The organism is Subtercola sp. YIM 133946 (genome assembly GCF_036553535.1).
In the GTDB taxonomy this organism is placed as follows: Bacteria; Actinomycetota; Actinomycetes; order Actinomycetales; family Microbacteriaceae; genus Subtercola.
Genome location: NZ_JAZHPE010000045.1, coordinates 104990 through 131336, shown reverse-complemented (window position 1 = coordinate 131336; position 26347 = coordinate 104990). Strand labels below are relative to the sequence as shown.

The window sequence follows — 26347 nt, the reverse complement described above, 5'->3', positions numbered from 1 at the left end:
ACCCTAAATAAAAGTGACGTGAATTGGGAACCGCATTTGACTCATTGACACGCACAAGGAGGTCTGCATCATGAACAATTCTTATGATTTCTCAGGAAAGGTCATCCTCATCACAGGTGGGGCCAGCGGAATCGGCGCCGCCGGGGCGCGTGCAGCAGCAGCAGCCGGCGCCCGCGTCGCCATTCTCGACGTCAACGAAGAATTGGGAGCAGCCGTCGCAGCAGATGACGCGAATATCTCTTTCTACTCGCTCGACGTGTCAGACCATGACTCTGTGCAGGGCGTCATCGGCGACATCGTGAAGAACCATGGCCGTATTGACGGGCTCGTGTGCTGCGCCATCGTGCAGCCACTGATTCCCGTAATCGAGATGACACCTGACAGGCTAAGAAAGGTACTCTCCATCAATGTCGAGGGCGTGGTGTGGGCATGCAAGGCTGTCGCGCCAGTGATGATGAGGCAGAACAGCGGTTCCATCGTCATGTTCGCCTCGGGTACCGCCGACTTCGGAAAACCGTTCTCATCGCCCTACACCGCGTCGAAAGGCGCTGTGAGCGGGTTCGCCCACACCTTCGCGAAGGAGGTGCAACCATACGGAGTACGTGTCAATCTACTGCGGCCTGGAATCATCGACACACCCCAGTACCGAGCTTCGAATCCCGATGCAGACTACGACAAGATGGACAAGCCGCAAGACGTCGTCGGGCCCTTGATGTTCTTGCTCTCCGACGATGCGACAATGACCAACTCCATGGTTACCCGAGAAGGGTCCCTGCCGCGCTCCCCCAAGATCTACTCGTGAACCCCAGGGCGTCGGGAGCGACGGCGGTGTCAATCGATTCACTGCGTATGCCGGTACCACTCACGCATGCGTTCGTCATCGCTGAGGGGAGCCGACTGGTCTTCATCAGCGGGCTCACGGCGAAAGACGGCGAGGGAAAGACGGTGGCCCCGGGTGATGCTGGCGCGCAGGCCGACCATATCCTGGGGGCCATCGACGACATTCTGCGAGCGGCCGGAGGCAGCATCGACGACGTGATCAAGGTGACCGTGTATGTGGCCGACCGCGCGTTGGCTCCAGCGGTCGGAGCTGCACGGGCGCGATACTTCGCAGATTCACCGCTCCCCGCCTCCACAATGATCCAGGCGACGCTGATGTCGGAGGACCAGCTTGTCGAAATAGAGGCGATCGCTGCGATCCCCGCCGCGTCCTAGCGGAGTGACTCAGAGATGGTGTCGGCCGGTTCGTCCGCGATCCGTTCGAGAAAAACCCTGACGACCGCGCTACGACCGTTGCGCACTGCCGCAATCGCCGCGGCCAGGGCAGGCTCAAGATCTGTAGCTTGCTCGACGGTCAGTGAGAGCGCACCGCCTGCTGCCGCGGCGATTCCCCCGAGATCAGCCGACTGGCCAAGATCGACCCAGTAGCGGTGGAGCGAGTCGGCCACACCGCCTGAGTATTGCCTGATGACGTTACGCTTCGTAGCGTTCCATCCGCCGTTGTCGAGAATGACCGTCAGGAACGGTGCCTTGTACCGTTGCGACATCCAGTACGCCGAAGCGGGCGAGCTGAGGAAGAACGCGCCGTCTCCGACAATCGCGATGACCTCAGCGTGAGGCTTAGCGAGCTTGATTCCGACGGCCGCGCCGGCGAACCACCCGAGCGACGACCCGCCGCTGGCGAAAAGCGTGCCGGGCTTGTTCCGAGGCAGATGCCGGAAGACGGTCTCAGCATTACTGATCGCCTCATTGAGCACGATCGTGTCGTTATCAATGACCGCAGCCACTGCGCCCGCGACGAGGGGAACGGTGAGGCCGTCGCTCCGACGTTCAACCTCCCATCTCGTGCGCTGGTTCCGATGCAGGTCAGCGACGTCTTTGCGACGGCCCTCGACGCCGTTCGATTTTGCGTTCTGTGCCGCTGCCAGCAGTTGGTTCACGACAGTGGCCGGGTCAGCCCGGACGAAGCGCTGCGACTCGAGATACCAGAGGGGCATGCCCTCGTTGAGCGGGTCAGCGTCGACGACGTAGAGGGCAGCATCCGGCCGTGGTGCCGATAGAGCAGGCATCCACGGCGCATCGCTGTCAATGACGATGATGACATCGGCATGCTCGAGAATGGGGCCAGCTGCGAAGCCGAGATGCAGTTCGTGATCGGCCGGAAAGCCCATCGCTGCGGCCACCGGCTGAACGACGCCGATACCGAGCATCTCAGCGAGCTGCACGAGCGGCCCGACCGACTCGGGCTCGCGCCCATAGCCTGACGTCACGATCACCGGGAATCTGGCGGCTGAAACGGCGGCGAGCATCTCGGCGATGACAGCGCCGGAGGCTGGAATCGGCTCAATCGGGCGCCAGAGAGCAGCATCGACAGAACGACCTTCACTGACGGCAGCGAGCACCTCTCGCGCGGCGGTGAGGTATACCGGCCCTCGAGGCGCACTGTTTGCGATCTGAACTGCTCGCAGCACGACCTGTCGCGCGTTGGCTCCCGTGCGGAGGTCATAACTCCACTTCGAGTACGGCCGAACCAGTGCGTGCTGGTCTTGCACGTCCTGAAGGTGATTGGGGTAGCTGTTCCTCGTGCCGGCGAACTCGCCCTCGAGCGTGTAGGGCGTAAGCCCAGCGAACAGCAGCACCGGGACGTGGGCCCGCGCAGCATTGTGCACGCCGCCACCGAGATTTGCTGTGCCGACGTCGACGTGCACGAAGACGGCCTGGGGTCTTCCCGAGGCCAGTGCATAACCGTGGGCGGCGGCGATCGCACTCGCCTCATGCGGAGCAAGAATCACCGCGGGCGTGTCGTCGCCCTGCTGGCGCGCCCGCGCGAGCGATTCAATGATGCCCGGGTGATCGCTGCCCAGATTGGCGAAGACAATGTCGATGCCGGCTGCCCTGATGCCTGCCAGAAGGGCGTCTGCGCCCGTTTCGTGCGGGCTCATTGTGCTGGCTGAACGACGTGCACGCTGTGGTATTCGAGATATTCGCCGAGCCCTGCGCGCGAATTCTCCCACCCCATGCCGCTCTGCTTGACGCCGCCGAAGGGAGCGTACTGCTGCGCCACGGGGGTCAGGGCATGGCCGTTGACGAACGTGATTCCGGCCTCGATGCGGCCCGCGACCTCGCTCGCTCTCGAGACATCCGAAGACCACACTGACGACGCCAAGCCGAACTCCGTATTGTTCGCCAGAGCCACGGCTTCATCGAGGTCGTCATAACCGACTATCGGGAGAATCGGGCCGAACTGTTCTTCGAGAACAACCGCCGACAGCGGCGGCGCGTCGACGACCAGGGCCGGCAGCAGGTAGAAGCCCTCATCCCACGACTCGGGATCGACCTTGCGTCCCGCCGTCACAACAGGTACCTCTGCAGCCGAGAGCTTGCGATGCAGAGACCTGATCCTCTCGAATTGAGCACGATTGTTCACGGGCCCCATCGTCGAACGACTGTCGAGGCCGTGCCCCACGCTTATCTCCTCAATGCGAGAGACCGCAGCGTCGACGAACTCAGACAGCGAGTCGCGAGGAACGTAGACCCGCTTGATGGCGTAGCAGACCTGGCCCGCCCGGCGAAACGCATGCTCGACGATTGAGCATGCAACGCCGGGTATGTCTGCGTCGGCCAAGACGATCGCCGGGTCGTTTCCCCCTAGTTCGAAGTGCAGATGCACGAGGGTTTCGGCCGCACTTCGCATGATCGCCTTTGCTGTCGACCCTCCGCCCGTGAACGAGACCATCCGCACACCGGGGTGCATGACGAGCGCGTTTCCAACGTCGGCGTCACCATGAATCACGCTCACCAGCCCAGCCGGCAGCAAGGATGCCATGCGCTCGATCAACGCTGTGACGACGAGTGGCGAGAACGGCGACGGCTTGAGGATGACCGCGTTTCCTGCGGCAAGGGCCGGGGCGAGCTTCTGGGCGGCGAGAATTACCGGCGCATTCCAGGGCACGATGCATCCGACCACCCCGAACGGCTTGCGTTGGAGGTGGAGCTCGACTCCGCCTGACGAGTGGAACTCGGGCGACGAGAGCGCGGCCCGCGTGTGCTCTGCCGTGTACCTGAAGATTCGGGCGGCGGCGAGCAGCTCGTTTCGGGAGACGCCGAGGATAGAACCGTTCTCGCGAGTCAGGGTTTCGACGAGGCCGATCTCGACGTTGTCGAGAAGATCAGCGATTCTGTCGAGAATGTCGGCTCGATAATCGGGCCCGAGCCGCTCCCAGGCCGGCTGGGCACGCGTTGCAGCGCTGACCACAGCATCGAGAGTCGAGGGAGCGATCATTCCGGCCAAGCCGACGATCTCCGTACGTCGGCCGGGATCGCGCACCTCGAATCTCGACGCCGACGGCAGTGGCCCAGAGCCACCGATGAAGGAGTCCGCATCACGGACGCCGCTTGGATGCGGATCGAACACAGTTTCCTCCTCAACCGATTGACGAGACCGACAATACTGTTAGGGTTACTAACTAGTCAACTGTTTAGGGCTGCTAACTAATCATCTTCGCTTGGCGACCGAGGTGTTCCGACGCAGCCGCGCCGAAGGTAGGCCTCCATGGAGAAAACGCACACCGCTGTCGACACCGACGTCGTGATCGTGGGTGCCGGCACCGCTGGCGCGATCATCGCGGCACGTCTCGCCCAGGCAGGGCGAGACGTCGTGCTGCTTGAGGCGGGACCTGATTTTCCGACCGCAGACGCGACTCCCGATGTCGTGCGGTACGGCTCCTACAGCGAGGGCAGGCTGACGACCCGAGATTTCTCGTGGCACTGGGCAACCGCACTCACTGAAGCCGGTGGCGAGCCGTACATCCTGTACAGCGGCCGAATCACCGGCGGTGGGAGTTCTGTCAACGGCCAGGTCTGGTTGCATGGTCTGCCTGGCGACTTCAACGGCGCATGGTCGACTGCCGCCGGCGCTGACTGGAACTGGAACGCGGTGGAGCCTTGGTACCGTCGCACGGAACGCGACCTGGACTATCCAACCGCAGGGGAATCGGGCGAGATACCGGTGCGGCGAATCCCGGAGGCGGCCTGGCATCCTCTGCATGCCGCCTTCGTGCAAGCATGCCGTGACAGCGGATTCGCCCTCTGCGCCGACTTCAACGCGGTCGGCGCCGAAGGGGTCGGTGCCCAGCCTTTCAACAACGTCGACGGAGTTCGTGTCAGCTCCGCGCTCTCGCACCTTTCCTTGGTGCGCGAGCTCCCGAATCTCCGAATCCTTGGTGGTCATACCGTCGAGCGGATTCTGTTCCAGGGAACCAGGGCGGCAGGAGTCTTGGCGAAGACGTCGGATGGTGACGTCACGGTGGGTGCCCGCGAGGTGATACTCGCTGCCGGTGCGATCGGCACACCCTGGCTTCTGATGCGCTCTGGCGTCGGACCAACCGAGCAGCTCGACCGATTCGACGTGCCGATCGTCGCAGATGCGCCAGGCGTCGGCACTGGGCTTCGCGAGCACCCGCAGTTCGCACTTCGCTGGCGGTCGCAGAGCGAGCGGCCGCTCGATCTGACCTCAGCTCGCTCTCCCGTCGCGCTACGAATGACCGCACCCGGATCGTCTGTGCGTGACGACATCAAGATCTCAATCTCGGCCTTTCACGACGACGCAGGATTCGGCGTGCAGGTTGCCATATTCCTGATGCTTGCACTCAGCCGCGGAGACGTCACCCTCTCGGAGGATGGACCCGACAGCCGACCTGTCATCGACTTTCAATACCTCGAGCATCCCGAAGATCGCCGGCGCCTTCGCGAAACCGTGCGCTTCGCCGTTCGACTCGTCGAAAATTCAGGACTGTCGAGCTTCGTGGCCGAACGAGACGACCTCAGCGATGACGTGCTCTTCGACGACGATCAACTCGATGGCTGGCTACGACGGAGGGTGCAGGGCACCTACCACCCATCGTCGACCTGCGCCATGGGTGATGTCATCGACGCAGATGCGCGGGTGCGCGGTGTCGATAACCTCCGCGTCGTAGATGCAGCAGCAATGCCCGAGAGCGTTCGCGCGAACCTGAATGCGACAGTGAGCATGATGGGCGAGCGGTTTGCCGCCATGATCTCGGCTGAGGCTGCCGACTGAACTTCACCAGGCTACAGAATCTCCGCCGCTTTGGGCTCTCGGATGGTTGCACAAAGCACTGTCCGAGCTCGTCGTCGGTGGCACGACGGTCGCGACGGTGCCTGCGGGCACGGCGCTCGCGGCGGCACGAGCGGGGCGACGGTCAAGGTAGCGCACGCCGCCGCTCCGACAGATGCGTGATGCAGTGGCCGGGGACGCGGTTGGTTCGCTTCACCGACCGAGCGCTTGTCAACGCCTGCTGCGGCCGACGCCCGGAACCGACGTGACCTGGCGCATCCAGCCCGCGACCTGGAAGGCGTCGAGGTCGGCCAGACTCTCGAGTTCGACACCACGCGTCGCCTTGCCCATGCCCGTCGGGGTCACGGGCGGCACCGGGTCGAGCAGGGTCGCGGCGTTGATGAACATGAGCTCGACATGCCCGTCGAGGGCGCCGCAGCTGAAGCACCACCCGTCGCCGACGCCGTAGTACGCCATGCCCCACTTCACCGACCTCTGCAGGCCGGGCAGGGTCTCGGCCGCGAGCGCGTCGACGGCCTCGGCGATGCCGCGCTGCGGCTCGGGAATGCTGGCGATGTAGTCGAACACGGGCTGGTCGCCCACCGCCGCCTTCGCCGGGCTCGCCTTGCCGTGCATCTCGAATCTCCCATCACACCGGGTCGGCCCCGGTAAGTGAACAGCGTACACATCGGCAGTCGCCAGGGCGACCCCACGAGAGGCTTGACAGCTGCGGGTTGGGCCTTGGTATCGTCCTACTGATCGGCCCAGACCCCGCTGACCACCCACCCGCGGCCGGGCGGGGTCAGTACCCAGGCCCCGCCCTGTCGCAAGGCCTGGGTGACAGGGCGACCACAGCTATCATGCGTTCACCACAGCGGTTCACTCAGCTCGGCGATCGTCTCCGCCATCAGCCTTCCGTAGACAGACGGGTCGGCCGGCGGATGCTGTTCCCATTCGCCCAGTTGGCGCGAGTTCTGCACGACCAGACGGCAGCGATCGAAGCGAAGCCGCATAAAGGCAGCCAACAGCGCGTCGACATCGTCCCCGTACACTCTCAGCAACTCGGCCAGCACGATGCCGTCTTCGATCGCGATACCCAGACCGTAGGAGATGTGGGGCGTGCTCGCATGTGCGGCGTCACCGATCACGAGAATCCGCCCTCGGTACCAGGGGTCGTCGAGCAGCAGCCACTTGAGCGAGCGGAAGTCGATATCGGGTTCGAGGCGGCCCGCGATCTCCGGCACCATTCCGCCGAACGGTGCCAGGGCACGGTGGAGCTCGGCGAACCGGTCATCCGACTCGTCGCGGTGCTGCCCGTCGCCGCTGGCGGTCTCGCGAGACTCGAGCAGGTAGAGGTACATGCGGGTGTCGGAGAGCGGCACCAGCCCCACCTTGCTGACAGGCCCGTTGTACAACTGGTATTCAGTCAGGTCGCCCCGCGCGGCGCTCGCCCGCCAGATCGACTGCCCATTGTGCTGCGGCTTCGGAGCCGAAGACCCCATCATGAGGTCACGCACGCGGGAGTTGATGCCGTCTGCCCCGATGACGAGGTCGTATCGCCCGGCCCCTCCGTCGCTGAAGGTGACGTCGACTCCAGAACGGTCACTGCGCAGACCGTCGACGGTCAGACCGAACCTCAAGACCACCCCGCTCGTACCCACAGCCTCCGACAGGATCCTGCCCAGTTCCGCGCGCCCGATGGCGATCGACGCAGGGCGACCAGGTACCAGCGACTCGGGCCGCAAGGGGGGCATCAACGCGGCGCCGGTGGCGTCGAGCATGTTCACCACCCCGGTCGGATAACCGGCGCGCTCAATGGCGTCGAGCAAGCCGAGCGAGTCGAGCGCCCTCAGCGGCGAGTTCTGGAGGTTGACACCGATTCCGGCAGCGGTGTGGCTGCTCTCGAGCTCGACGACGTGAGCGACAGCCCCTGTGCGAGCGAGCGCGAGAGCAGCGACCATCCCCGCGGGTCCGGCACCCACGATGAGAACGCGAAGGGGCGTCATCGATCCACCGCTCCCGCCACAGGCGCTGGCCTCGTCATCGCACGCGCCTCAGTCGGCCAGGCGTTCAGCTGCGGCTCGAGCTCCGCGTACCGCGAGCGCGACACTCATCAGCGTCGGGTTCATCGACGTCGCAGTGGGAATGACCCCGTTTCCTCCGACCACCAGGTTCTCGTAGCCCCAGACCCGCGACCATGGATCGGCCACCGAGGTTCCGTCGTCAGATTCACCCATGCGCATCGTACCCTCGTAGTGCAGGCTCGACCCGGGCGGCAGCAGCCGCGGCTCGGCGATCGCCTCACCGAGCGTGTCGGCGACGCGGCGCAGCCGCTCGGTTCCCTCTGCTATCTCGGCGAGCTCAGACTCGGTCAGCTCGTAGCGTACGGTCATGTTCGGAAATCCGCGGTAGTCCAGCTCGTTGTCATCGAAGGTCACGCCGTCATCGAAGCGGGGCTGTTTACGCATGCCGTAGCCCATGTTCACATATCCCCAGCGATTGCCCGAGTGCTTGGCCTCGGGCGGCATCTCCCACGGCGCGGTCTCTGCGTACATCACCTGCAACGAGAATGGATGGCCAGGCTCTGAGAACGGGATGCGGTTGACCGCCGCGACCGGGTCGACGGGATTCAGTGCACGGCGAGCGAGTTCTTCGTCGAGCTGCTCCTCGGTCGCCAGCCTGCTCATCTTCTCACCGTCGAGGGCCACGGTCGTCACCACGACAGGGTGCTCGGTCAAGTAGTGCCCCAGCGCCCGCGGCCGAATCCCGGATGCCCACAGCAACTGTGGCGAACGGAATGCGTCTGCCGCCACCACCACCAGGTCGGCTTTCACCGAGCTCACCTGCCGTGTTCGCAGGTCTTCGACCGTCACGCCCACCACCCGGTCACCGTCGAGGTCGACCTTTCGAACCAGGTGCAGGTCACGCAACTCGAACCTTTTCGACAGCGGGGACTCCGGGTCGATCAGCGGGCCGAGCACGACATCCGCCCCCGCCCAGCGCATACTGCCGTCAGGCTGTGGATCACCCGCCACCGGCAGCGTGCTGGGGCCGAAGCCCTCCGGCAGCTCGGCACCGAACTCGTCGTCGAGCAGGGATCGAATCGCCGCGCCGACAGCGGAGTCGGCGAACGCAGCATGCTGCACGTGCAGCAGGCCCTCCGCGACCTCCATCAGCTCGCTCCACTCTGCGTCGTCGATGAAGGCAACCCGCTCGCTGAACGATGGCGCCGGAGTCGCGCAGGTCCAGTGCGCTCCCATGCCGCCGACGTTCGTCGATGCGGCGCCGGCCGGAAACGTTTCAGCGTGCCCGCTGCCCTCTCCCCCGAAATCGATCAGATGGGTGCCCTGGCGTGCCGTGAACATGCCCTCGACGACGGCCGATGAGGGAATTCCGAGGGTCTCTCTCAGCGCGCCCGCCTGCGGCCCCTGCGAGAGTTCCCGCGCCCGCTCCTTCTCCTCCGGATCGGCGATGTTGCGTACGCTCGCACCGGGGGTCTCGGTCAGCTGCGGCCCGGCCTCGAACATGATGACCCGGGCATCCGGAACACTCTCGACGAGCACCCGGGCGTAGGCCGAGCCGATGGGACCGCTGCCGACGATGGCAATGGTGTGCTGGGGTGACATGTCGTTACTCCTTTGTGGTTGATCCTGGTTCAGACGCTGAGTGTCTCGACGTCGGCAACGCGCTCGTCGGAGAGCCGGCCGGGCGGGAGCAGCACGCTCGCGACGATTCCGACAGCGAAGACGAGCGCAGTCGCGGCGAAGATCGGAACGAACACCGTGCTGTAGACCTCTGCGACCTGGAGCTGAACGGCCGGCGAGGCAGCGCGCACCAGCTGAGGGGTCAGAGTCTGAGCATCCAGTCCGCCGGGAAGCAGAGCCGCCACGCCGAACCCGATGACGCCCCCGATCAGCGCCGTCGCCACGGTGGCGCCCACCTGGCGCGCGAGGTTCACGGCCGCCGTGATCGAGCCGGTCTCGCTCGAAGGAACGGCGCTCTGCACAACCGCGACGATCAGGCTCATGAACGAGCCCGTGCCCACACCGACGATCGCCATGGCCACCATCGGCACCCAGATCGGCAATCCGACGGGCAGCGCGGCCATCGCCAGCAGCCCCGCTGTGCCGAGTGACGTGCCGATGATCGGGAACAGCCGGTACTCGCCCGTGCGACTGGCGAGGATGCCCGTGGCGACGTTGCTCACCAGCATCCCGAACACGGTCGCAATCGGTACGAGCCCCGAGAGGGTCGCGCTGAGCTGGTAGGCCATCTGAAAGTAGGTGGGCAGATACGACGTGAGCGAGAACACACTGATGCCCACGATCGCCGAGAGCACGGTGCCGGCGGCCACCGTGCGATCGGCGAAGAAACGCAGTGGCACGATCGGTTCGGCGACGCGCAACTCGATCACGAAGAACACCGCGGTGGCGACGGCGCAACAGCCGAAGGCGAGAACAGTCTGAAGACCCTGCGAGGGGTCACCGACCCAGGTGACGGCGAGCACCACGGCGACGAGTGCGACGGTCAACGAGATCGTGCCGGCGAAGTCGAACGGGGCACGTACTCCCGGTTCGATGTGAGGAACCGCGAAGATCGCCAGCGCGAAGGCCACGGCGCCCACGGGCAGATTGATCCAGAACACCCACGGCCATCCCCAGTAGTCGGTGATCAGCCCGCCGAGAACAGGCCCGATGAGAATGGCGATGGGAAAGGCCGCCCCCACGATCGACAACAGCTTGGGGCGCTGCCGCGGCGTGGCCACACGGGCGATGATGGTCTGCGACATCAGTTGCAGACCAGCGGAGCTCATGCCCTGCACCACTCGAGCGGCGACGAGCCAGAGCATGCTCGACGAGAACCCGCAGGCGAGCGACGCGGCGATGAACACGACCAGCGAAACCAGAAAGACGCTGCGCGGGCCGAGCAGATCGGCGAGCTTTCCGATGACAGGAAGCGTGACAGTACTGGCGAGGGTGTACCCGACGATGACCCAGCCCATGTTCTGCAGTGCGCCGAGATCACCCGCGATCGTGGCGAGAGACGTGGACACGACCGTGTTGTCGAGCGCCCCGATGAACGAGACGGTGAGCAGGGATACAACGAGAAGACGGAGTCGCAGTGCAGACAGTTGCATAGTGTTCGCATCACCCGAACGATCGGGCCGTCGACGCGACTTTTTGCGCCCCTGCCGCAACGTCACGGTAGGGAACAGGCCGGCGGGCCTCGACGTCAACGCCAGCATACGCCCGCTTTAGTCGAATATCAACATAAGTAATGGCTGTAGTCACCGATCCCGACCGCGAGCGACAGCGCTCAGAATCTCGGCGGTCACGGCAGCGTCAGCGGAATACTCTGCCAGGTCGGCCGGGCTCGAGCGGCCTTCACTCGCGATCGCCGCCATCGCACGCCGGAGCGCCAGGCGCTGGGCCGACTCGAAGCGCTGGGCCGCCGTCGCGACGCCTCCTCGCGTTGCGGTCTGGATCTCCGTACACCCGGCCACCCCGTCGACCGTGACCTCCGTGCGTGTCTCGCCGAGCGCCGACACCCTGACCAGACCGCCCGCGCCGGCCGACGGCAGAGTCGAGAACGAGAGGGTGACGGGCAGTGCGTCCGGCCCCTCGAGCAGCACAATGGTCGCAGCGCCCGTCGACCCCACCGACGTCACCCGAAGCCGCCCGCCCGCGAGCACTCGCGCCCAGCCGACACCGTCACGCACCAGCGCCTGGTTCTCCGCCGCCAGCCCCGCACACTCGACGATGACGGCTCTGACCGTGTCACCTGCGCGCGCTGCGCTCGCATCGGCCGCGACATCCGGCCGCAGCCACCGACGGTCGAGCACGACGGCGATGCCGGGGCCACCAAGCGCCTGGTGGTCGGGCTCGCCGACGCCCTGCGGTTCGAAAACGACCACCGCGCGGGCACCGCTCGCAGCCGCAGCGTGCATTCGCGTCACCCAGCCGTCTGCGCCGTCGAGCACCACGACCGAACCCTCCGCCCGAGTCGACACGACCACGTCGGGCTGCAGCTCGCCGAGCACAGCCAGATAGGGCGGCTCGTCTGTCACGATGCGGGTCGGGATCATCGTCGCGCCTCCTGGAGAATGAATTCCGCGGCGCCGTTGGCGATCAGCATGACGTAGATCGCGTCGGCCTCGAGGGCGCCGTAATCGACCGACGTGGGGTGCGACAGCAGGTCGCCCAGCGCCATCCACTCCGTGAGATACCCGTCCTCCCTCCCCCGCGTGTACTCCGTGCGAAGCCCGTCACCGCCGCGCACCCGCACGCGGCCACCGCCCGGATGAACGAACGCCGGCGGAAACTCGACTTCGACGCGTTCGTCGGTGGTGGTGAGCGCCATGCGCCACAGCACATCGGCACCGCCCGGCACCATGACGCCCGTCAGCTGCACCAGCACACCGCTCGCGAGGTAACCGACCGCATAGCCGACGGGCGGCAGCGCACGAGCATAGACGACCCGCTCGAAAGCTGGTGCGATCTCGCGCAGGGCGGGCAGATCGTGTACGGCCAGGCCGGTGAGGAGCAGGCCGACAAGGTGCGCTGCAATGGCCGGGTCGGAGAGATCGGGCCGAGGCGGCCTCGTCGCTGCAGCCGCCGCGCTCGCCGCGGCCAGAAGGTCTGCCTGCTGAGACACCACCTCGTGGTACCGGTGATTCGGTGGCACCGCAACCGTCACCGAGACGGCCTGAACCCCAGACGCCGACTCTGCGAGGTGCTTCCTGGCCTGGCGCCAGGCAGGGTCGTAGTAGTGATTGGTGCCCACCATCAGCACGGTTCCGGATGCCCGGCAGTCGTCGATCACCTCGCGCACCTCGTTCGGTGACAGCGCAAGCGGTTTCTCACACAGAACGGCGCGCTTTCCCGCGGCCGCGGCCGCCCGCACCTGACGGGAGTGGTGTTCAGGCGAGCTGCACACGAGCACCACATCCACGTCGGTGTCGGCGAGAAGCTCGGTTTCACCGATCGACACGCGGGCGCCTGTCGCCGCGGCCAGTCCGCGGGCGCGGCCACTGCCGCCGTCAGCAATGTGCACGACCTGAAACTCGTTTCTGAGGTGGCCGAGCGTCGGCAGGTGCAACGCAACCACGCCTGGCCCGGAGCCCAGGATTCCCACTCCATAGGTCATCGTCATCGTCCGTCCCTTATGTCTGTATTATGCCTAAGTTGGCACGATGTCGTCTATAGACGTCGAGTCGCAGACGACGATGCCACGTAGTGTGTCAAGATCAGAGCGTGGCTACAGAATCACTACTTCGCTTCGGTGCGCAGACTGACGAGGTCACCAGTCTGTTGCGCATCGTCAACCTGGTGCGCACCGGTGAAGCGGTCACCCGCCCCGAGATCGGTCGCGTCACGGGGCTCGGCCGAGGCGTCGTGGCCCAGCGGGTAGACGCCGCCACCCACGCCGGATTCCTGGAAGACGGCGACTTCGGTTCGTCTTCGGGCGGGCGTGCCCCCCGAACCCTTCGGTTCCGGTCCGATCAGGCCCATATCGTCGTGTGCGCGCTCGGTGCGCTGCACATCAGGGTCGGCATCGCCGGGCTCGATGGAGTCGTGGTATCGCAGAGCCATCGGGAGTGGGACATCGCAAACGGCCCGGCAGCGACACTCGATGCCGCAGTCGCGATGATCGACGAGCTGCTCGCCGCCGACCCCGGGCACCCGGTCTGGGCCGTTTCGGTCGGTGTTCCCGGCCCCGTCGACTTCCAGCGCGGCGCGCCGGTCGCACCGCCGATCATGCCCGGATGGAACGGGTTCGACGTGCGCGGTCGTTTCGAAGAGCGCTTCGACGCCCCCGTGTGGGTCGACAACGATGTCAACCTTCTGACCCTGGCCGAGCGCTCCCACCGTAGCGATGAGACGATCGACCTCATCTACTGCAAGATCGGCAGCGGTATCGGTGCCGGGCTGCTCTCGCAGGGGCGACTCCACCGAGGCGCGAATGGAGCGGCGGGCGACATCGGTCACGTTCGTGTGGGTGACTCGGTCGAGCCGTGCCGGTGCGGCAAGATCGGCTGCCTCGAGGCCGAGGCCGGTGGCTGGGCCCTCGTTCGGCGGGCCCAGCGCGAGCTCGACGCAGGCGGGGGCGGAGTGCTGCGCCAGCGTGTGGCCGCCGACACACCGCTCACCCCAGAGCTGATCGCGACCAGCGCAGCCGACGGTGACGCGTACTGCATCTCACTCGTGCTCCACTCCGCCGGGCTCATCGGCGAATCGATCGCCGCCCTCGTCAATATGTTCAACCCGAGTGTCGTCGTACTGGGCGGTGCCCTGACGACCGCAGGCGAGATCTTCTTGGCCGAGGTGCGCCGACGGGTCTACGAGTTGTCTCTGCCCCTCGCAACCCGCGACCTGAGTATTGTGCAGTCTGTCGGCGACGCGCAGGAGCCACTTCGGGGAGGTGCCGAGCTCGCCATCGAGCAGCTTTTCGACACCACCTTCGCGCGGTGGTTCGCCGACGGCAGGCCCACCATCGACGGGGTGAAAGTCGTTTCCTGAACTTCTTACGAATTTAGACATAAGCGTGTATCTTTTGGTCTAATCACACGAAGGAGTGTCATGCCTGCGCCCATCCGTACCTTGATCATCACCGGAATGACCGACGTGCACCACGACTGGCGGGCGACGACACCGGCTTTGAAGCAGGTGCTCGAGCAGACTGGCCGGTTCGAGGTGCGGGTGACCGAGGAGTTCCGGGGCGCCAGCGCCGAAACGCTGGAACCGTATGACCTGGTGGTTCTGAACTACTTCGGACGTCGCGATCCGTGGCGCGACGTTCCCGAGGAACGGTTCGGCGAACAAGCCGAACAGGCGCTCTTCGATTTCGTCAAGGGTGGCAAGGGCCTGATCGCCTATCATCCGACATTGGCCGGTGGGGTCGGCTGGGATGCCGAATACGAACGCCTGCTCGGCGGCGTCATGCGCGAGACGACTTCGCGCCGCGCACCGAACAACGACTTCATGATCCATACCGCCGAGCAGCACCCGATCACGGCCGGCTGGCCTGCGGAGTTTCCGCACTACAACGACGACCTCTACGTCGGCCTCAAGTGGCCCGAGGGAGTGAAGAAGACCATCCTGCTGACGGGATGGGACAACCCTCTGCGGTACACCCAGGTACCGTCTCAGTGGCGAGCGCTGCCCGGCATGGGCGAGGAGCACCCGGTTGCCTGGAGCGTCGAGTACGGGTCCGGCCGCTCGGTGTCGATCGGTATCGGCCACAACGTGCAGGCGATCGGGCATCCCGCCTTTCAGGCGCTCTTCCCGCGCAGCGCAGAGTGGGCCGCTACCGGCGATGTCACGATCGAGACCCCCGCGAATCTCGGTGATGCGGTCGAGGGTGGCGACTGGTGGCCGACGACGCTCGAGCCGATGGTGCGCACGATGTTCGACGAGTGGGTTGCTGCGGGCGAACCAGACTCCCAGAAGTAGCGCGCGTGACTGTTTCGGCGCTTCGACACGACGCCCTCTCGACTGTGCCAGGCGGTTTCGAGCTGCGGATGAGCCTACCGTGGATTCGCTCGATGCCGCTGTCGAGCGTGAGTGACCTCGTCGTCTCCATTGACGGCAGCCCGCGAACTGTAGCTGTCGCTCTGGCCGGGCGTACCGTGCCGCCGGATCGGCTCGCCGACGAGACCGGATGGTGGTTCATCCAAGATCGACTCGCGCTTGTCGGCACCGACCCTGTCGAACCGGGCCCGCGTGAGGTGGCGGTGTCATTCGTTCTGATGGTGCCCTACCTGCACTCGGGGCCCGGAGTACCGCTTTCTCTGCCAGTCGAAGTGACCCACACTCTCGAGCCGGGCGCCCTGGCCGAACCGACCGTTCCCCCCGTCGTGCGCGACGTTCTCTGACCCCACTCGTACGAAAGACCCATCTATGACTGACGATTCAGAACACGAACGCACTGTGCCCGAACGGTGGCTGCTCGGTGCGAGTTCCTTCAGCTGGACACCCGACATCATGCGAGCCGAGAAGACCGCCACCGCGATCGTTCGCGGCATCGCCGCAGAGAGGGTTGCATCGACGCTCGAGCTCGAGCCCGGTTCGGTCTGGCGGTCGTTCCCGGTGCCGACAGACGCCGAGGTAGACGACCTTCGCAGCTCTCTCACTGCAACGGGTGGCGCAGTCAGCATCGTCGGGCTGTACATCGACGAGTTCACTGGTGCGGGGCGTCGGCGCACCGAGGCAGAGCGACTCGCGTTCGTACTGCCTCAGATTCGCGCTGCTCACCGGCTCGGCGCGACGGGGGTGCGTCTGCCGATCGGCCAGGCCGGGTCGCCGCTGCTGCGTGAATTGCAGCCGGTTCTGCACGAACTCGACCTGACCCTCTACGAAGAGATCCAGGGGCAGCAGACGCTCTCCAACCCGACCACGGCCGAGGCGCTCGAGACCATCGACGGCATAGCCGACCCGCGCATCCGAGTGATCTTCGACATCAGCATTCTGATGCCAGCACTGCCTGTCAGCTACCTCCAGCTCTTGGCCGAGAGCGGGCTGCCTGCAGAGTTCGTCGACCGCGTCACCAACGAGTGGCGTGATCCTGACACACAGATCGCGGTCGTCGCCCTGCTGCACTCCGGTCAGGTACCGCCGTCGGCGCTCATGATCTTTATGAACATGATCGTACGGTTCGGGCGCTCCGACATCGCCGCTGTCGAGGAGGTGTGGCCTCTGGTGGGCGGCTTCCATCTGAAGTTCTGGGATCTCGATGATGCCGACAAGCGAGTCAGCCGACCGGTCGAAGCGCTCGGCCGGCTACTGCGCCGACGCGGGTTCACGGGAACGTTGACCAGCGAATGGGGCGGGCACGAATGGCTCGAGCGCGAACGGCCGACCCAGATGACCCGCGACCACCTTGCTCTGGTGCGACGGGCGCTCACCGCCTGACCGGTGCAACCCAGTCTCAGTGACGGCGCGCCCCTCCCTGGGAAAACTGGTCGCTTCTCAGCCGACCGTGACGACCTTGTTGTCGTGATGCGCCGGAATGAAGGGCAGATACGAGACCCGCAGGTGTTCGGTCAGATCGATCGTGTGCTCGCCGGGCGCCAGCCCGCCTGGCCGTAGCACGGTGATGATGGCGTCGTCGACCATCTCCCAGCGCACGTCTGCGCGGGTCTCCATCTCTTCGTAGGTGAACGTCTGGCCGGCGACGGTGAAACGAATCTCGCTGCCGTCTATGGCGACGCCGTCGACAACGACATCGAACGGCTCGACCATCGAGATGGCCAAGCCGCGGTAGTAGCCGATGCGCACGGCGAATTCGAAACCGTTCACGACACCGTCGGTCGTGATGTTGCGAACACTGGTCGCGTCGATGAGGTATTTGTCGAACATGGTCGTCTCTCCTACTCGCTGTCGATCAGCCGGCGCAGCATCTGCTGCTGGCGAGAGACCTGCTCGACGCTGTCGACGGGGAACACGTCTTGAATGTGCCGATTGCCTTCGTATTCGCTCGAGATGTAGCCGGTGTAACCCGCCGTCTTCAGGGCGCGCACGATCTCGTCGTACGGGATGCTGTACTCGACCCCTTCGTCTGTCATCTCGTAGAACTTGCCGTGGATGTGCACGATGTACTTCGCCCAGGTGATCAGCTCCGACGGATCGAGGTCGATCGTGTGTGTGGCCTGCCAGGCGAGACCACCGTCGACACCGTTGCCGCCCTGAGCGGCGATCGATTCCTCGAGCCCAGTCAGATCGGCCTTCGAGTCATAGGCCGAGACGATCTGCTCGACGAGGGCAGGAGTCGCGCCGTCTCGAAGAGAGCGATTCCACACCACGCGAGGCAGCTTGCGGGTGAAGATTCCCATGTCGGGAATAATGCCGACGGCATCCAGTCCGGCCCGGTCGGCGACCGCGATGTGCTCCTGGATCCAGGGATGCTCGAAGCTCCACGGTGCGTGCACTTCGACCGCGAGAACCACTCCGTATTCACGGGCAAAGGGGGCGGAGGCTTCGATCACCTCCGGAGGAGTATTGACGATGACCCGGATGATCTGGGCCCCGAGCTTCTCGGCATGGATGATGTCACGCTGCACCGACTCGACCATCTCATCGTGTGTGAGCAGCCGATCTTTGAACCTCTTCGTGTCGAGGAACATGTCGTGCGCCGTCGGCGTAGTGCCGTACTTCTTCATCCAGCGGTGCCAGTCGGCGTAGAACTCGTCGGAGAGGGCGGGGAACCCCGGCATCATCTGCTCGGCGAGCGTTTCGATGCCCAGGGCACCGATGCGACCGGCGGTGGCGACGATTTCTTCGAGGCCCAGCTTGCGCAGAAAATACTCTTCCTGAAACGAGTAGAGACTCGCTCCCGTCTTGATGTCGTGACTCATGCCACCGGTGCTCCTTGCGCTCATGTCCTCTTCGACCGATTTTCGATCAATCTAGCTACTAAAATGGTCGAACGCAAGCGGAACGGGATCACGCAACTATGGTCGGCAGAGAGTCACACGTCGGTTTCACGACGAACCCCCACGCGCTCTCCGAGAGCATCGTGCGCCTCGCGCGGCAGCAGACCGCGACGACTCGCACCGAGATAGCTGAAGCCACCGCAGCCGGAAAGAGCATCATCACCCAGCGTGTCGCCGAGCTCGTCGGGGCCGGAATCCTCATCGACGAAGGCACTGCTGCCTCCACAGGCGGCCGGGCGCCTCGGGCGTTGCGGTTCAACCGCGGCGGCGCCCTGCTGATCGGCGTCGAAATCAATGCCGCACGAATAGATGTCGTTGCGACGGACTTCACCGGCACGATCGTGTTGCAGACATCGGAGGAGCACGACGTGCGCGACGGCCCGGTGGCCACCCTGGCCCGCGTGATCGACCTCATCGACCGGGTGAAGCACGCGCTGCCGCCCGGCTCGCCCCCGGTTCTGGGCGTCGGCGTGGGATTGCCTGGTCCGGTGGACTTCACCGCGGGCAGCATGGTCTCTCCGCCCAGCCTGCCCGCGTGGAACGCGTATCCGTTCCGCGCACGGCTGGCACGGGCGCTCGGCACAGAGGTCTGGGTCGACAACGACGTGAACGCGATGGTCGTCGGCGAGAGAGCCCTCGACGACGACCGGTCGCTGCAGAACGTGATCGTCGTGAATATCGGCCTGGGAATCGGTGCCGGCCTCTTCATCGACGGTCGCCTCTACCGAGGCAGTGACGGCGGTGCCGGCGACATCGGACACGTCGCCTACGGCGACTCGAATGTACCGTGCTTCTGCGGCAAGACGGGCTGCCTGTCGACGATCGCGGGAGGTGTGGCATTGACCGAGATGGCTCGCAGTCACGCGGGCGGCAGCGAATCGGCAATTCTCGGCGAGGTGGTTCGGCGAGCCGGCCGGCTCACCCTCCACGAGGTGGCGGATGCCGTGGCCCTGGGTGATCCGTTCTGCATCGGCATCGTCGCTGAGGCCGGCCGCCAGATCGGGCGCGTCATCTCGTTGATGGTGGGCGTACTGAACCCCTCGCTGGTCATCCTCGCCGGGGAACTGTGCGTCGACAGCGACGTGCTTCTCACCGCAGTTCGCACCTCGGTGATCGCCCATGCGCCGACCATCGCCTCACGAGCGCTCGAGATTCGAAATTCCCGGCTGGGCACGTGGTCCGGGGCCATCGGGGCGGCGCAGATGTGCATCGACGAGCTTCTGACGGCCGACCGCATCCGCTCTTGGGTGGAATCCGGGGGCCGCGCGTTCGCCGAGGCGCCCGCGGTTGTCGCCCCGGCCGTGTCAGCGCGGCCGGTTCACTGAGACGCACATCAGCGGTATTCGGAATGTCGGGGATCGAAATCACCTGAGGTGATATCCTCACGGCATGAATCTGAGGAACCTCGACCTCAATCTGCTGCCCTCGTTGCAAGCTCTTCTCGATGAGAAGAGCGTGTCGCGCGCAGCAGTGCGCATGAGAATGAGCCAGCCCGCGCTGTCTGCAGCGCTCGCTCGGCTGCGCCGGCACTTCAATGACGAATTGCTCGTTCGGCACGGCAACAGCTACGAACTCAGCCCGCTCGCCGTGCACCTGCGCGAAAAGACCTGGGCTGCAGTCTCGTCAGTGGAGCGCGTCTTCTCTTCCCAGCCCGAGTTCGACGCCGCCTCCAGCAATCGCGAGTTCACCATCCGCGGGTTGGACTACTCGTTCGCCGTGTTCGGGTCAGCGCTGTCCATGGTGATCTCCAAGGTCGCGCCCGACGTTCGGCTGCGATTCGAGAATGCCGGTCGCGAGACGGTCGACAACGCGCCGGAGTCGCTTCGGGAGTGTGACGGAATCATCATCCCGCACGGATTCCTGCGCCTCGACACCCATTTGGACCTCTACCAGGATCGGTGGGTCTGCATCGTCGACTCCGAGAACGACCGTATCGGCGACCAACTCACGATGCACGACCTGGCAGAACTGCCCTGGGTGTTCACGCTCATGGAGTCGAGTGCATTCACGCCCGCCGCTCGGCAGATGCAGATGCAGGGCATCGAGCCACGCGTCGAGGCGGTGACGCCGAACTTCATGGCGCTTCCCGAACTCATCGAATTCACGCCTCGCATCGGGCTGATCCAGGAGCGGCTCGCCCGACGGATCACGCAAGGACGCCATCTGCGGCTGGTCGATCCGCCGTTCGAGACGGTGCCGGTCAAAGAGGCCTTCTGGTGGAACGAGATCTACACGAAAGATCCCGAGCACCAGTGGCTGCGCAGCATGATGTCTGAGACCGGACGCCAGCTGGCGGTCGACTCTCCAAGCTGAATCGTCTCTCGCCACTATCGATGCGGCGAATAACCAGGTATCAGCAGAATGGTCTTCCGTGTCATCCCCCGCTTCGTCAGGATGAAGGAGGCTCGGCAAAGACTGCCGAGATCTTGACCACGGCGATGGTGCCTGTGATTCGGCCCCGCCCTCAGTACACCGAAGGAGCGCAGCCATGGATATCGGACTCGTGATGGGGCCGCGGAATCATCCCGCCCACCCCTACCCGCTGGCAGACGTCTACCAGGACTACATCGACGACGTGGTGCGCGCTGAACGGCTTGGGTTCGACAATGCCTGGGTCGGCGAACACCGTATGACGACCGACCAGTGGACGCCGTCGCCGCTCACCGTGCTCGCCAACATGGCCGCTCGCACGTCGGAGATCCGCCTGGGAACGTCGGTCATGTGCCTGCCCTTCCACAACCCGCTGCGTCTGGCCGAAGACGTCGTGGCCGTCGACATCCTCTCCCGCGGCCGATTCAACTTCGGCTTCGGTGTCGGTTCGCAGTTCGAAGAATTCCGGACGTTCGAAATCAACTCGAAAGAGCGTCTCGGTCGCACCTACGAATCTGCCGCCTTCATTCAGAAGGCCCTCGGCACCGACGAAGAATTCGACTGGGAAGGTAAGTACTACACCTTCCCGAAAGTGCGCTTCACCACTCGGCCCGTTCAAGAGGAGATCCCCTTCTACGCGTCGGCCATGGGGCCGCAGAGCGTCGGAATCGCAGCCAGCCGCGGGTACAACCTGATCGCCGAAGCGAAGGATTCCTGGGTCGAGGGGCTGCAGAATGCCGGATTCGACCCCGCCACCAAGAAGGCACAGACCCTTCTTCCGATTGTGGTCGCCAACACGACGGAAGAGGCGTGGGATGTCGGCCTCGAGGGCCTCCTGTTCCACCTGAACTTCTACACTCTGCGAAAGCGACTCGACGGTTCGACACCCGACCCCGCCGAAGCCACTCTCACCAAGCAAGACATCATCGACGGCAGGATGGCAGCCGTCGGCACCCCCGATGAAGTGCTGGAGTGGATCTCGGAATTCTACGCTGGCCTCTCGCCCAATCAGACGGGGGTGGCGTTCCAGATGCGCAGCGCCGGAATGACGACACCTGCGGTCACCACGTCGATGGAGCTCTTCGCCGAACACGTCGTACCGGAGCTCCGTAAACTCTGAGTGCAGCAGCACAACACCCGAAAAGAAGTGGAGTCATCATGACCAGTCCTGTTCGTTTCGGGTACAAAGCCTCGGCCGAGCAGTTCGCTCCGTCGCAGCTGCTCGAATACGGAGTGCTCGCCGAGCAGGCAGGCTTCGACTCGATCTTCGTCTCCGACCACTTTCAACCGTGGAATCACGAGGGCGGCCACGCCCCCGCCGCGATTCCGTGGCTGGGCGCGCTCGGCGCGCGAACGAGCAGCATCGTGATGGGCACCTCTGTGCTCACTCCGACGTTCCGGTATCACCCGGGCGTCGTCGCGCAGGCGTTCGGCACACTGGGCGCGATGTTCCCCGGGCGCGTCGTGCTCGGTGTGGGAACCGGCGAGGCGCTGAACGAGGTCGCCCTCGGCATCCCCTGGCCCGAGGTGAAAGAGCGGTTCGCGCGGCTCAAAGAGGCTCTCATTCTCATCGAGAAACTCTGGAGCGAAGAACGCGTGACGTTCGACGGGCAGTTCTTCAGCACCGAGAACGCCACAATCTACGATCGGCCCGAAACACCGGTGCCGATTTACATCGGCGCATCCGGCCCAGCGGCTACGCGCCTGGCCGGTCGCATGGCGTCGGGATTCATTACGACGTCGGGCAAGGCCCGCGAACTCTACACCGACACCCTGCTGCCCGCCCTCGAGGCAGGCATCACGGCAGCCGAGCGCGCTCCGGGCGATGTCGACACCCTGATGGAGATGAAGGTGTCGTTCGACCACGATCGCGAGCGGGCGCTCCAGGACACGCGCTTCTGGGCTCCTCTCGCGCTGACGCCGGAAGAGAAGATGAGTGTGGAAGACCCGCGGGAGATGCAGCGTCTCGCAGATGCTCTGCCCATCGAGCGCGCGGCGTCGAGGTGGATCGTCTCGTCAGATCCCGACGAACACGTCGAGCGCATCGAGGAGTACCTCGCGCTCGGTTTTCGCCACCTGGTCTTTCACGGCCCGGGCGCCGATCAGGCCCGATTCATCGAGCTGTACGGCTCGGAGATCCTGCCGCGACTGCGCGCTCGGCACGCGTAGGCGCTGCGTCCTGGCGCTGCGCTCACCGAAGAGAGACGCAGCGCCGGATGCTCGCTAGGCCTTCAGTCCGCCTGAGAAGCCCTGGATGAATTTCTTCTGCGCGAACAAGTAGAACGCGAGGATCGGAATCATCGAGACGATCACGACGGCGAAGATGAGGTTCCACTGGGACACCAGCGAACCGACGTAGTTGTACATGATCACCGGCAAGGTGGCATTTCCCGAACCGTTCAGGAAGATCAACGAGGTGAAGAAGTCGTTCCACACGATGAGGCCGATGAAGATCGCGACGGTGCCCGTGGCCGGGCTCATCAGCGGAAACACCACCCGCGTGAAAACCTGGATGCGTGACGCTCCGTCGATGATCGCAGCCTCTTCGTACTCGATCGGAACGGTACGGAAGAACCCGGCGTAGAGGAACACCGACAGCGGGCAGAGCGTGCCCGTGTAGATGATGATCATGCCGATAATCGACCCGGTGAGCCCGAGATTCTTCGCACCGATATAAAGAGGTACGACACCCAGCTGCGCCGGCAGAGTGATCGCGATGAGAAAGATGTAGTAGGCCGTTCGCGACCAGCGCGCAGTTCGCCTGGCGATCACGTACGCGCAGAGTGACCCGACGATGATCAGCAGAACGATCGACCCTGCGGTGATGAGAACGCTGTTCAGCAGTCCGACCAGAATGGTGGCGCCGCCGCTGTTCGCCGTCGGCTGGAGCAGCTGAACGAAATTCGAGAAGGTCGGGGTCGCCGGAAGCGCCAGCGCATTGGAATTGACGGCCTCCGAGCCCGACTTCAACGACGTGGTGATCAGGATGTAGAACGGCAGCAGCATGAACAGGGCCGCGATGATGGTGATGATCTCGCGAAGCAAGGTCCACTTTGTGTAACGGAACATATCGACTACTTCCCAACTTGATCGCGCGAGCGCATAGCGAGCTGCTGCCCGATCGCGAAGATCAGAATGATGACGGTCAGCACGAGCGCCAGCGCCGCCCCGAACCCGTATCGACCGAAAGTGAAGGACTGCTTGTAGATCTGGGTGGCCAGAGTCTCAGTGGCTCCGAACGGACCACCGCCGGTCAGTGCCATGATCTGGTCGAACACTCGAAGGCCCTGAACCAGCATGAGCGTCGACGCAATCGCAATAGAGGGCTGAATCATCGGCAACGTGATGTGCCGAAACCGGCTGAAGACACCGGCGCCATCAAGTGCTGACGCTTCTTCGAGCTCGATGGGAACAGAAGCCAACCCTGCCAGGTACACGACCATGACGAGGCCGATGCTCTGCCACACCATCACGAACAGCACCGACAAGATCGCCGATGTGGGGTTCGCCAACCAGTCCTGCTGCAGGTTGCTGAGGCCGACGCCGGCCAGCAGTGCATTGAGCGGCCCTTTGTAGGCGAAGATGAACGCGAAGATGTACGAGACGGCAATGGGGCTGAGTACCACCGGCATGAAGAGAAGCACGCGCAACAGATAGCGAGTCTTCAGCATGCGGTTCACCGCCAAGGCGAACGACAGCCCGAACACATTAGTGAAGATCACGAATCCCGCAGCGAGAAAGAGCGTGTGCCACAGTGCCCCGCTCAGCGCGGGCGTCGAGAAGATCTTCTGAAAGTTGGCGAGCCCGACGAAGTTGAACTTGCCGATACCCGTCCAGTCAGTGAAGGCGAAGAACGCCCCCGAGGCGGTTGTGACGTAGACGACCACCAGCACCAGCACGATCGCGGGCAGCGCCCACCACCAGTAGCCGTAGTTGACCAGTGCCTTGCGCCGCCGGGGGCCGGAGTGGTCACCGGCCCCCGCGGAGCCACGGCCACGCTGCCCCTTGAGTGCCCGATCAGAACCGAGTGCTTGATCGGTGTTCATGTTCGTCACAACCGCCATTGCTCTATCTCTCGTCGTCGAACTGCCTAGGCGCCCCAGGCGTCATCCATGGACTGCAGGACCTGGTCGATCGTGGCCTGTCCAGTGATGAGGCCGGTGACACCGGTGCCGAGGGCGTCATAGACCTGCCCGTTCGGCCAGCTCTGCGCGGGGAAGGGACCGTACTGCTTGTCCGTGATCATCTGGGTGATGGGCGCGAACACCGGCGACAGCTGTCCGGGGCCACCGACGATGGGGATCTCACCCGCGACGCTCGCGAATTGAGCAGCCTGCTCCGGCTCAGCCATCCAGTTCAGAAAGTCCTGGGCGAGGTTGGGGCTCTTCGTCTTGGCATTGATGGCCAGCGAGTCGTCTGCGCCGTTGATCAGCTTCGTGGTCGTGCCCGCTGGGGCAGGAACCGGAAGACCGACGAGCGTGAGGCCGGGAACCGCGCTCATGATGTCAGACGCGCCACCGAGAGGTGCGAACAGACCGAACGAGGTAGCGCTCGTCGAGCCGACTCCGTTGGTGAGTGCATCGAAGCCAGCACCCGCAGCACCCGGCTGGAAGCAGCCCTTGGTGTTCATGTCGACAACAGTCTGCAGTGTGCTCTTCCAGCCCGGCGTGTTGGCGAAGGTCACCTTTCCGTCTGCGCGCTGCTGGTTCCAGTCGGGAGTTGCTTCATAGACCTGCGATTGGGCGATCAGCTGCGCGAGGATTCCGGTGTTCGGCGACTGCGAGCCGGCGAGCGCGAAAAGCGACTTCCCTGCAGCCGATGCTGTTGCGCATGCCGCGTAGACGTCTTCGAGCGTCGATGTAGCCGTGAGGGTGATGCCTACGCCCTTCGCAGCGGCGTCGTTGTAGATGATTCCGGTGGGCAGCAGTTCTACGGGCATGGCATATTGCTTGCCATCCACCGAGAACTGGGCCGCGCTTCCGTCGGGAATGGTTGCCGGGATGTTCGTTCCGGTCAGCGGCGCGAGCAGGCCGGCGTTCGCGAGCGACACTGCGCCCTGAACCTGGCCCGAACCGCCCTGCACCTGGAACACATCAGGCCCGTTGCCCGCCTGCAGCTGAGTGGTGAGCGTCTGGCCGTACGTCGAGAGGTTGATGGCGTTCGTCGTGATGGTCACGCCGGGGTGCGACGCCATGTACTTCTGGGCGAGAACCGAGTAGGGAGAAGTTGCGGAGTTTGCGATCTGGTAGGAGAGAGTGAGTGTCTGGGGTTCCGCACCTCCGCTGGATTCCGAGGTACCGCCGCCAGAGCATCCTGCGAGTGCAACACTCAGACCAGCCGCAGCGGCTAGCGCGGCGACGAGGTGGCGGGGGAACCGCCTGGCTTGCTGTGTCATGGTTCAGTCAGCCTTTCTTGACTTCTTTGTCATTTCTGCGAAACCCCTTGGGGGTTAGCTTCACAGACCCCGATGC

General features: G+C 64.6%; 24 protein-coding genes. 11 read left to right on the top strand and 13 right to left on the bottom strand.

Features of this window, described 5'->3' with window-relative positions; genetic code table 11:
* Positions 1 to 70 precede the first annotated feature (70 nt).
* A complete protein-coding gene (locus tag V3W46_RS14675; RefSeq protein ID WP_331783875.1) occupies positions 71 to 802 on the top strand; it encodes an SDR family NAD(P)-dependent oxidoreductase in 732 nt (243 codons plus the stop codon).
* Positions 803 to 849: 47 nt separating this feature from the next.
* A complete protein-coding gene (locus V3W46_RS14670; RefSeq protein WP_331783874.1) occupies positions 850 to 1215 on the top strand; it encodes a RidA family protein in 366 nt (121 codons plus the stop codon).
* On the opposite strand, the gene V3W46_RS14665 is transcribed toward V3W46_RS14670, so the two are convergent.
* Both V3W46_RS14665 and V3W46_RS14660 read right to left on the bottom strand, forming a co-directional pair.
* On the bottom strand, positions 1212 to 2942 hold the full coding sequence (locus V3W46_RS14665; RefSeq protein ID WP_331783873.1) for a thiamine pyrophosphate-requiring protein: 1731 nt from the start codon (positions 2940 to 2942) through the stop codon (positions 1212 to 1214). The genes V3W46_RS14670 and V3W46_RS14665 overlap by 4 nt on opposite strands.
* Positions 2939 to 4327, bottom strand: a complete 1389-nt coding sequence (locus V3W46_RS14660; RefSeq protein ID WP_331783872.1) for an aldehyde dehydrogenase family protein — start codon at positions 4325 to 4327, stop codon at positions 2939 to 2941. Before V3W46_RS14660 ends, V3W46_RS14665 begins: the two co-directional genes overlap by 4 nt.
* Before the next feature lie 261 nt (positions 4328 to 4588).
* On the opposite strand from V3W46_RS14660, the gene V3W46_RS14655 reads away from it, so the two are divergent.
* A complete protein-coding gene (locus V3W46_RS14655; protein WP_331783871.1) occupies positions 4589 to 6079 on the top strand; it encodes a GMC family oxidoreductase in 1491 nt (496 codons plus the stop codon).
* Positions 6080 to 6307: 228 nt separating this feature from the next.
* Here the strand turns inward: V3W46_RS14655 and V3W46_RS14650 are convergent, their stop codons facing one another.
* The 6 genes from V3W46_RS14650 to V3W46_RS14625 all read right to left on the bottom strand — a co-directional run bounded on the left by V3W46_RS14650 (position 6308) and on the right by V3W46_RS14625 (position 13228).
* Complete coding sequence (locus V3W46_RS14650; RefSeq protein ID WP_331783870.1) at positions 6308 to 6712, bottom strand: DUF1801 domain-containing protein; 405 nt, start codon at positions 6710 to 6712, stop codon at positions 6308 to 6310.
* Positions 6713 to 6942: 230 nt separating this feature from the next.
* Entirely contained in the window at positions 6943 to 8082 is a 1140-nt protein-coding gene (locus V3W46_RS14645; RefSeq protein ID WP_331783869.1) for an FAD-dependent monooxygenase, read from the bottom strand.
* A gap of 48 nt (positions 8083 to 8130) precedes the next feature.
* Positions 8131 to 9702 carry a GMC oxidoreductase gene (locus tag V3W46_RS14640; protein WP_331783868.1) on the bottom strand — a complete coding sequence of 524 codons (1572 nt, stop codon included), beginning with the start codon at positions 9700 to 9702 and terminating at the stop codon, positions 8131 to 8133.
* 29 nt (positions 9703 to 9731) lie between these two features.
* The gene (locus V3W46_RS14635) at positions 9732 to 11213 is read right to left on the bottom strand and encodes an MFS transporter (protein ID WP_331783867.1); all 1482 of its coding nucleotides are present in this window, start codon (positions 11211 to 11213) and stop codon (positions 9732 to 9734) included.
* A gap of 150 nt (positions 11214 to 11363) precedes the next feature.
* A complete protein-coding gene (locus V3W46_RS14630; RefSeq protein ID WP_331783866.1) occupies positions 11364 to 12161 on the bottom strand; it encodes a hypothetical protein in 798 nt (265 codons plus the stop codon).
* Entirely contained in the window at positions 12158 to 13228 is a 1071-nt protein-coding gene (locus V3W46_RS14625; protein ID WP_331783865.1) for a Gfo/Idh/MocA family protein, read from the bottom strand. The genes V3W46_RS14630 and V3W46_RS14625 overlap by 4 nt, the downstream gene beginning before the upstream one ends.
* Before the next feature lie 101 nt (positions 13229 to 13329).
* Between V3W46_RS14625 and V3W46_RS14620 the strand changes: the two genes are divergently transcribed.
* The 4 genes from V3W46_RS14620 to V3W46_RS14605 all read left to right on the top strand — a co-directional run bounded on the left by V3W46_RS14620 (position 13330) and on the right by V3W46_RS14605 (position 16986).
* Positions 13330 to 14595, top strand: coding sequence for an ROK family protein (locus V3W46_RS14620; protein ID WP_331783864.1), 1266 nt, complete (start codon positions 13330 to 13332; stop codon positions 14593 to 14595).
* Positions 14596 to 14655: 60 nt separating this feature from the next.
* On the top strand, positions 14656 to 15528 hold the full coding sequence (locus V3W46_RS14615; RefSeq protein ID WP_331783863.1) for a ThuA domain-containing protein: 873 nt from the start codon (positions 14656 to 14658) through the stop codon (positions 15526 to 15528).
* Positions 15529 to 15596: 68 nt separating this feature from the next.
* Positions 15597 to 15950, top strand: a complete 354-nt coding sequence (locus V3W46_RS14610) for a hypothetical protein (protein WP_331783862.1) — start codon at positions 15597 to 15599, stop codon at positions 15948 to 15950.
* 25 nt (positions 15951 to 15975) lie between these two features.
* Positions 15976 to 16986 (top strand): restriction endonuclease subunit R, encoded by a 1011-nt coding sequence (locus tag V3W46_RS14605; RefSeq protein ID WP_331783861.1) that lies wholly within the window; start codon positions 15976 to 15978, stop codon positions 16984 to 16986.
* Between the two features lie 57 nt (positions 16987 to 17043).
* Here V3W46_RS14605 and V3W46_RS14600 read toward each other — a convergent pair whose 3' ends face one another.
* Together V3W46_RS14600 and V3W46_RS14595 are read right to left on the bottom strand one after the other, a co-directional pair.
* The gene (locus V3W46_RS14600) at positions 17044 to 17433 is read right to left on the bottom strand and encodes a C-glycoside deglycosidase beta subunit domain-containing protein (RefSeq protein ID WP_331783860.1); all 390 of its coding nucleotides are present in this window, start codon (positions 17431 to 17433) and stop codon (positions 17044 to 17046) included.
* An 11-nt stretch (positions 17434 to 17444) separates the two neighbouring features.
* Complete coding sequence (locus V3W46_RS14595; protein WP_331783859.1) at positions 17445 to 18428, bottom strand: sugar phosphate isomerase/epimerase family protein; 984 nt, start codon at positions 18426 to 18428, stop codon at positions 17445 to 17447.
* 98 nt (positions 18429 to 18526) lie between these two features.
* On the opposite strand from V3W46_RS14595, the gene V3W46_RS14590 reads away from it, so the two are divergent.
* The 4 genes from V3W46_RS14590 (at position 18527) to fgd (ending at position 23045) form a co-directional block, all read left to right on the top strand.
* The gene (locus tag V3W46_RS14590) at positions 18527 to 19831 is read left to right on the top strand and encodes an ROK family protein (RefSeq protein ID WP_331783858.1); all 1305 of its coding nucleotides are present in this window, start codon (positions 18527 to 18529) and stop codon (positions 19829 to 19831) included.
* A gap of 64 nt (positions 19832 to 19895) precedes the next feature.
* Positions 19896 to 20819 carry a LysR family transcriptional regulator gene (locus V3W46_RS14585; RefSeq protein ID WP_331783857.1) on the top strand — a complete coding sequence of 308 codons (924 nt, stop codon included), beginning with the start codon at positions 19896 to 19898 and terminating at the stop codon, positions 20817 to 20819.
* Between the two features lie 175 nt (positions 20820 to 20994).
* Entirely contained in the window at positions 20995 to 21996 is a 1002-nt protein-coding gene (locus V3W46_RS14580) for an LLM class flavin-dependent oxidoreductase (protein WP_331783856.1), read from the top strand.
* Between the two features lie 38 nt (positions 21997 to 22034).
* On the top strand, positions 22035 to 23045 hold the full coding sequence (gene fgd, locus V3W46_RS14575; protein ID WP_331783855.1) for a glucose-6-phosphate dehydrogenase (coenzyme-F420): 1011 nt from the start codon (positions 22035 to 22037) through the stop codon (positions 23043 to 23045).
* Positions 23046 to 23099: 54 nt separating this feature from the next.
* Here fgd and V3W46_RS14570 read toward each other — a convergent pair whose 3' ends face one another.
* From V3W46_RS14570 to V3W46_RS14560, 3 genes are read right to left on the bottom strand one after another with little or no spacing between them, the layout of a single operon-like run.
* Positions 23100 to 23945, bottom strand: coding sequence for a carbohydrate ABC transporter permease (locus V3W46_RS14570; RefSeq protein WP_331783854.1), 846 nt, complete (start codon positions 23943 to 23945; stop codon positions 23100 to 23102).
* Between the two features lie 5 nt (positions 23946 to 23950).
* Complete coding sequence (locus V3W46_RS14565) at positions 23951 to 24940, bottom strand: carbohydrate ABC transporter permease (protein ID WP_331783853.1); 990 nt, start codon at positions 24938 to 24940, stop codon at positions 23951 to 23953.
* Between the two features lie 26 nt (positions 24941 to 24966).
* The gene (locus V3W46_RS14560; protein ID WP_331783852.1) at positions 24967 to 26271 is read right to left on the bottom strand and encodes an extracellular solute-binding protein; all 1305 of its coding nucleotides are present in this window, start codon (positions 26269 to 26271) and stop codon (positions 24967 to 24969) included.
* Positions 26272 to 26347 lie beyond the last annotated feature (76 nt).

What these genes read in the sequence shown, in the direction of transcription:
- V3W46_RS14640 (WP_331783868.1), bottom strand. Translation starts at nt 9,702, where the DNA reads ATGTCACCCCAGCACACCATTGCCATCGTCGGCAGCGGTCCCATCGGC.
- V3W46_RS14650 (WP_331783870.1), bottom strand. Translation starts at nt 6,712, where the DNA reads ATGCACGGCAAGGCGAGCCCGGCGAAGGCGGCGGTGGGCGACCAGCCC.
- V3W46_RS14580 (WP_331783856.1), top strand. Translation starts at nt 20,995, where the DNA reads ATGGATATCGGACTCGTGATGGGGCCGCGGAATCATCCCGCCCACCCC.
- V3W46_RS14665 (WP_331783873.1), bottom strand. Translation starts at nt 2,942, where the DNA reads ATGAGCCCGCACGAAACGGGCGCAGACGCCCTTCTGGCAGGCATCAGG.
- V3W46_RS14585 (WP_331783857.1), top strand. Translation starts at nt 19,896, where the DNA reads ATGAATCTGAGGAACCTCGACCTCAATCTGCTGCCCTCGTTGCAAGCT.
- V3W46_RS14675 (WP_331783875.1), top strand. Translation starts at nt 71, where the DNA reads ATGAACAATTCTTATGATTTCTCAGGAAAGGTCATCCTCATCACAGGT.
- V3W46_RS14635 (WP_331783867.1), bottom strand. Translation starts at nt 11,213, where the DNA reads ATGCAACTGTCTGCACTGCGACTCCGTCTTCTCGTTGTATCCCTGCTC.
- V3W46_RS14630 (WP_331783866.1), bottom strand. Translation starts at nt 12,161, where the DNA reads ATGATCCCGACCCGCATCGTGACAGACGAGCCGCCCTATCTGGCTGTG.
- V3W46_RS14565 (WP_331783853.1), bottom strand. Translation starts at nt 24,940, where the DNA reads ATGGCGGTTGTGACGAACATGAACACCGATCAAGCACTCGGTTCTGAT.
- V3W46_RS14570 (WP_331783854.1), bottom strand. Translation starts at nt 23,945, where the DNA reads ATGTTCCGTTACACAAAGTGGACCTTGCTTCGCGAGATCATCACCATC.
- V3W46_RS14645 (WP_331783869.1), bottom strand. Translation starts at nt 8,082, where the DNA reads ATGACGCCCCTTCGCGTTCTCATCGTGGGTGCCGGACCCGCGGGGATG.
- V3W46_RS14605 (WP_331783861.1), top strand. Translation starts at nt 15,976, where the DNA reads ATGACTGACGATTCAGAACACGAACGCACTGTGCCCGAACGGTGGCTG.
- V3W46_RS14610 (WP_331783862.1), top strand. Translation starts at nt 15,597, where the DNA reads ATGAGCCTACCGTGGATTCGCTCGATGCCGCTGTCGAGCGTGAGTGAC.
- V3W46_RS14670 (WP_331783874.1), top strand. Translation starts at nt 850, where the DNA reads ATGCCGGTACCACTCACGCATGCGTTCGTCATCGCTGAGGGGAGCCGA.
- V3W46_RS14560 (WP_331783852.1), bottom strand. Translation starts at nt 26,271, where the DNA reads ATGACACAGCAAGCCAGGCGGTTCCCCCGCCACCTCGTCGCCGCGCTA.
- V3W46_RS14615 (WP_331783863.1), top strand. Translation starts at nt 14,656, where the DNA reads ATGCCTGCGCCCATCCGTACCTTGATCATCACCGGAATGACCGACGTG.
- V3W46_RS14625 (WP_331783865.1), bottom strand. Translation starts at nt 13,228, where the DNA reads ATGACGATGACCTATGGAGTGGGAATCCTGGGCTCCGGGCCAGGCGTG.
- V3W46_RS14590 (WP_331783858.1), top strand. Translation starts at nt 18,527, where the DNA reads ATGGTCGGCAGAGAGTCACACGTCGGTTTCACGACGAACCCCCACGCG.
- V3W46_RS14595 (WP_331783859.1), bottom strand. Translation starts at nt 18,428, where the DNA reads ATGAGTCACGACATCAAGACGGGAGCGAGTCTCTACTCGTTTCAGGAA.
- V3W46_RS14600 (WP_331783860.1), bottom strand. Translation starts at nt 17,433, where the DNA reads ATGTTCGACAAATACCTCATCGACGCGACCAGTGTTCGCAACATCACG.
- fgd (WP_331783855.1), top strand. Translation starts at nt 22,035, where the DNA reads ATGACCAGTCCTGTTCGTTTCGGGTACAAAGCCTCGGCCGAGCAGTTC.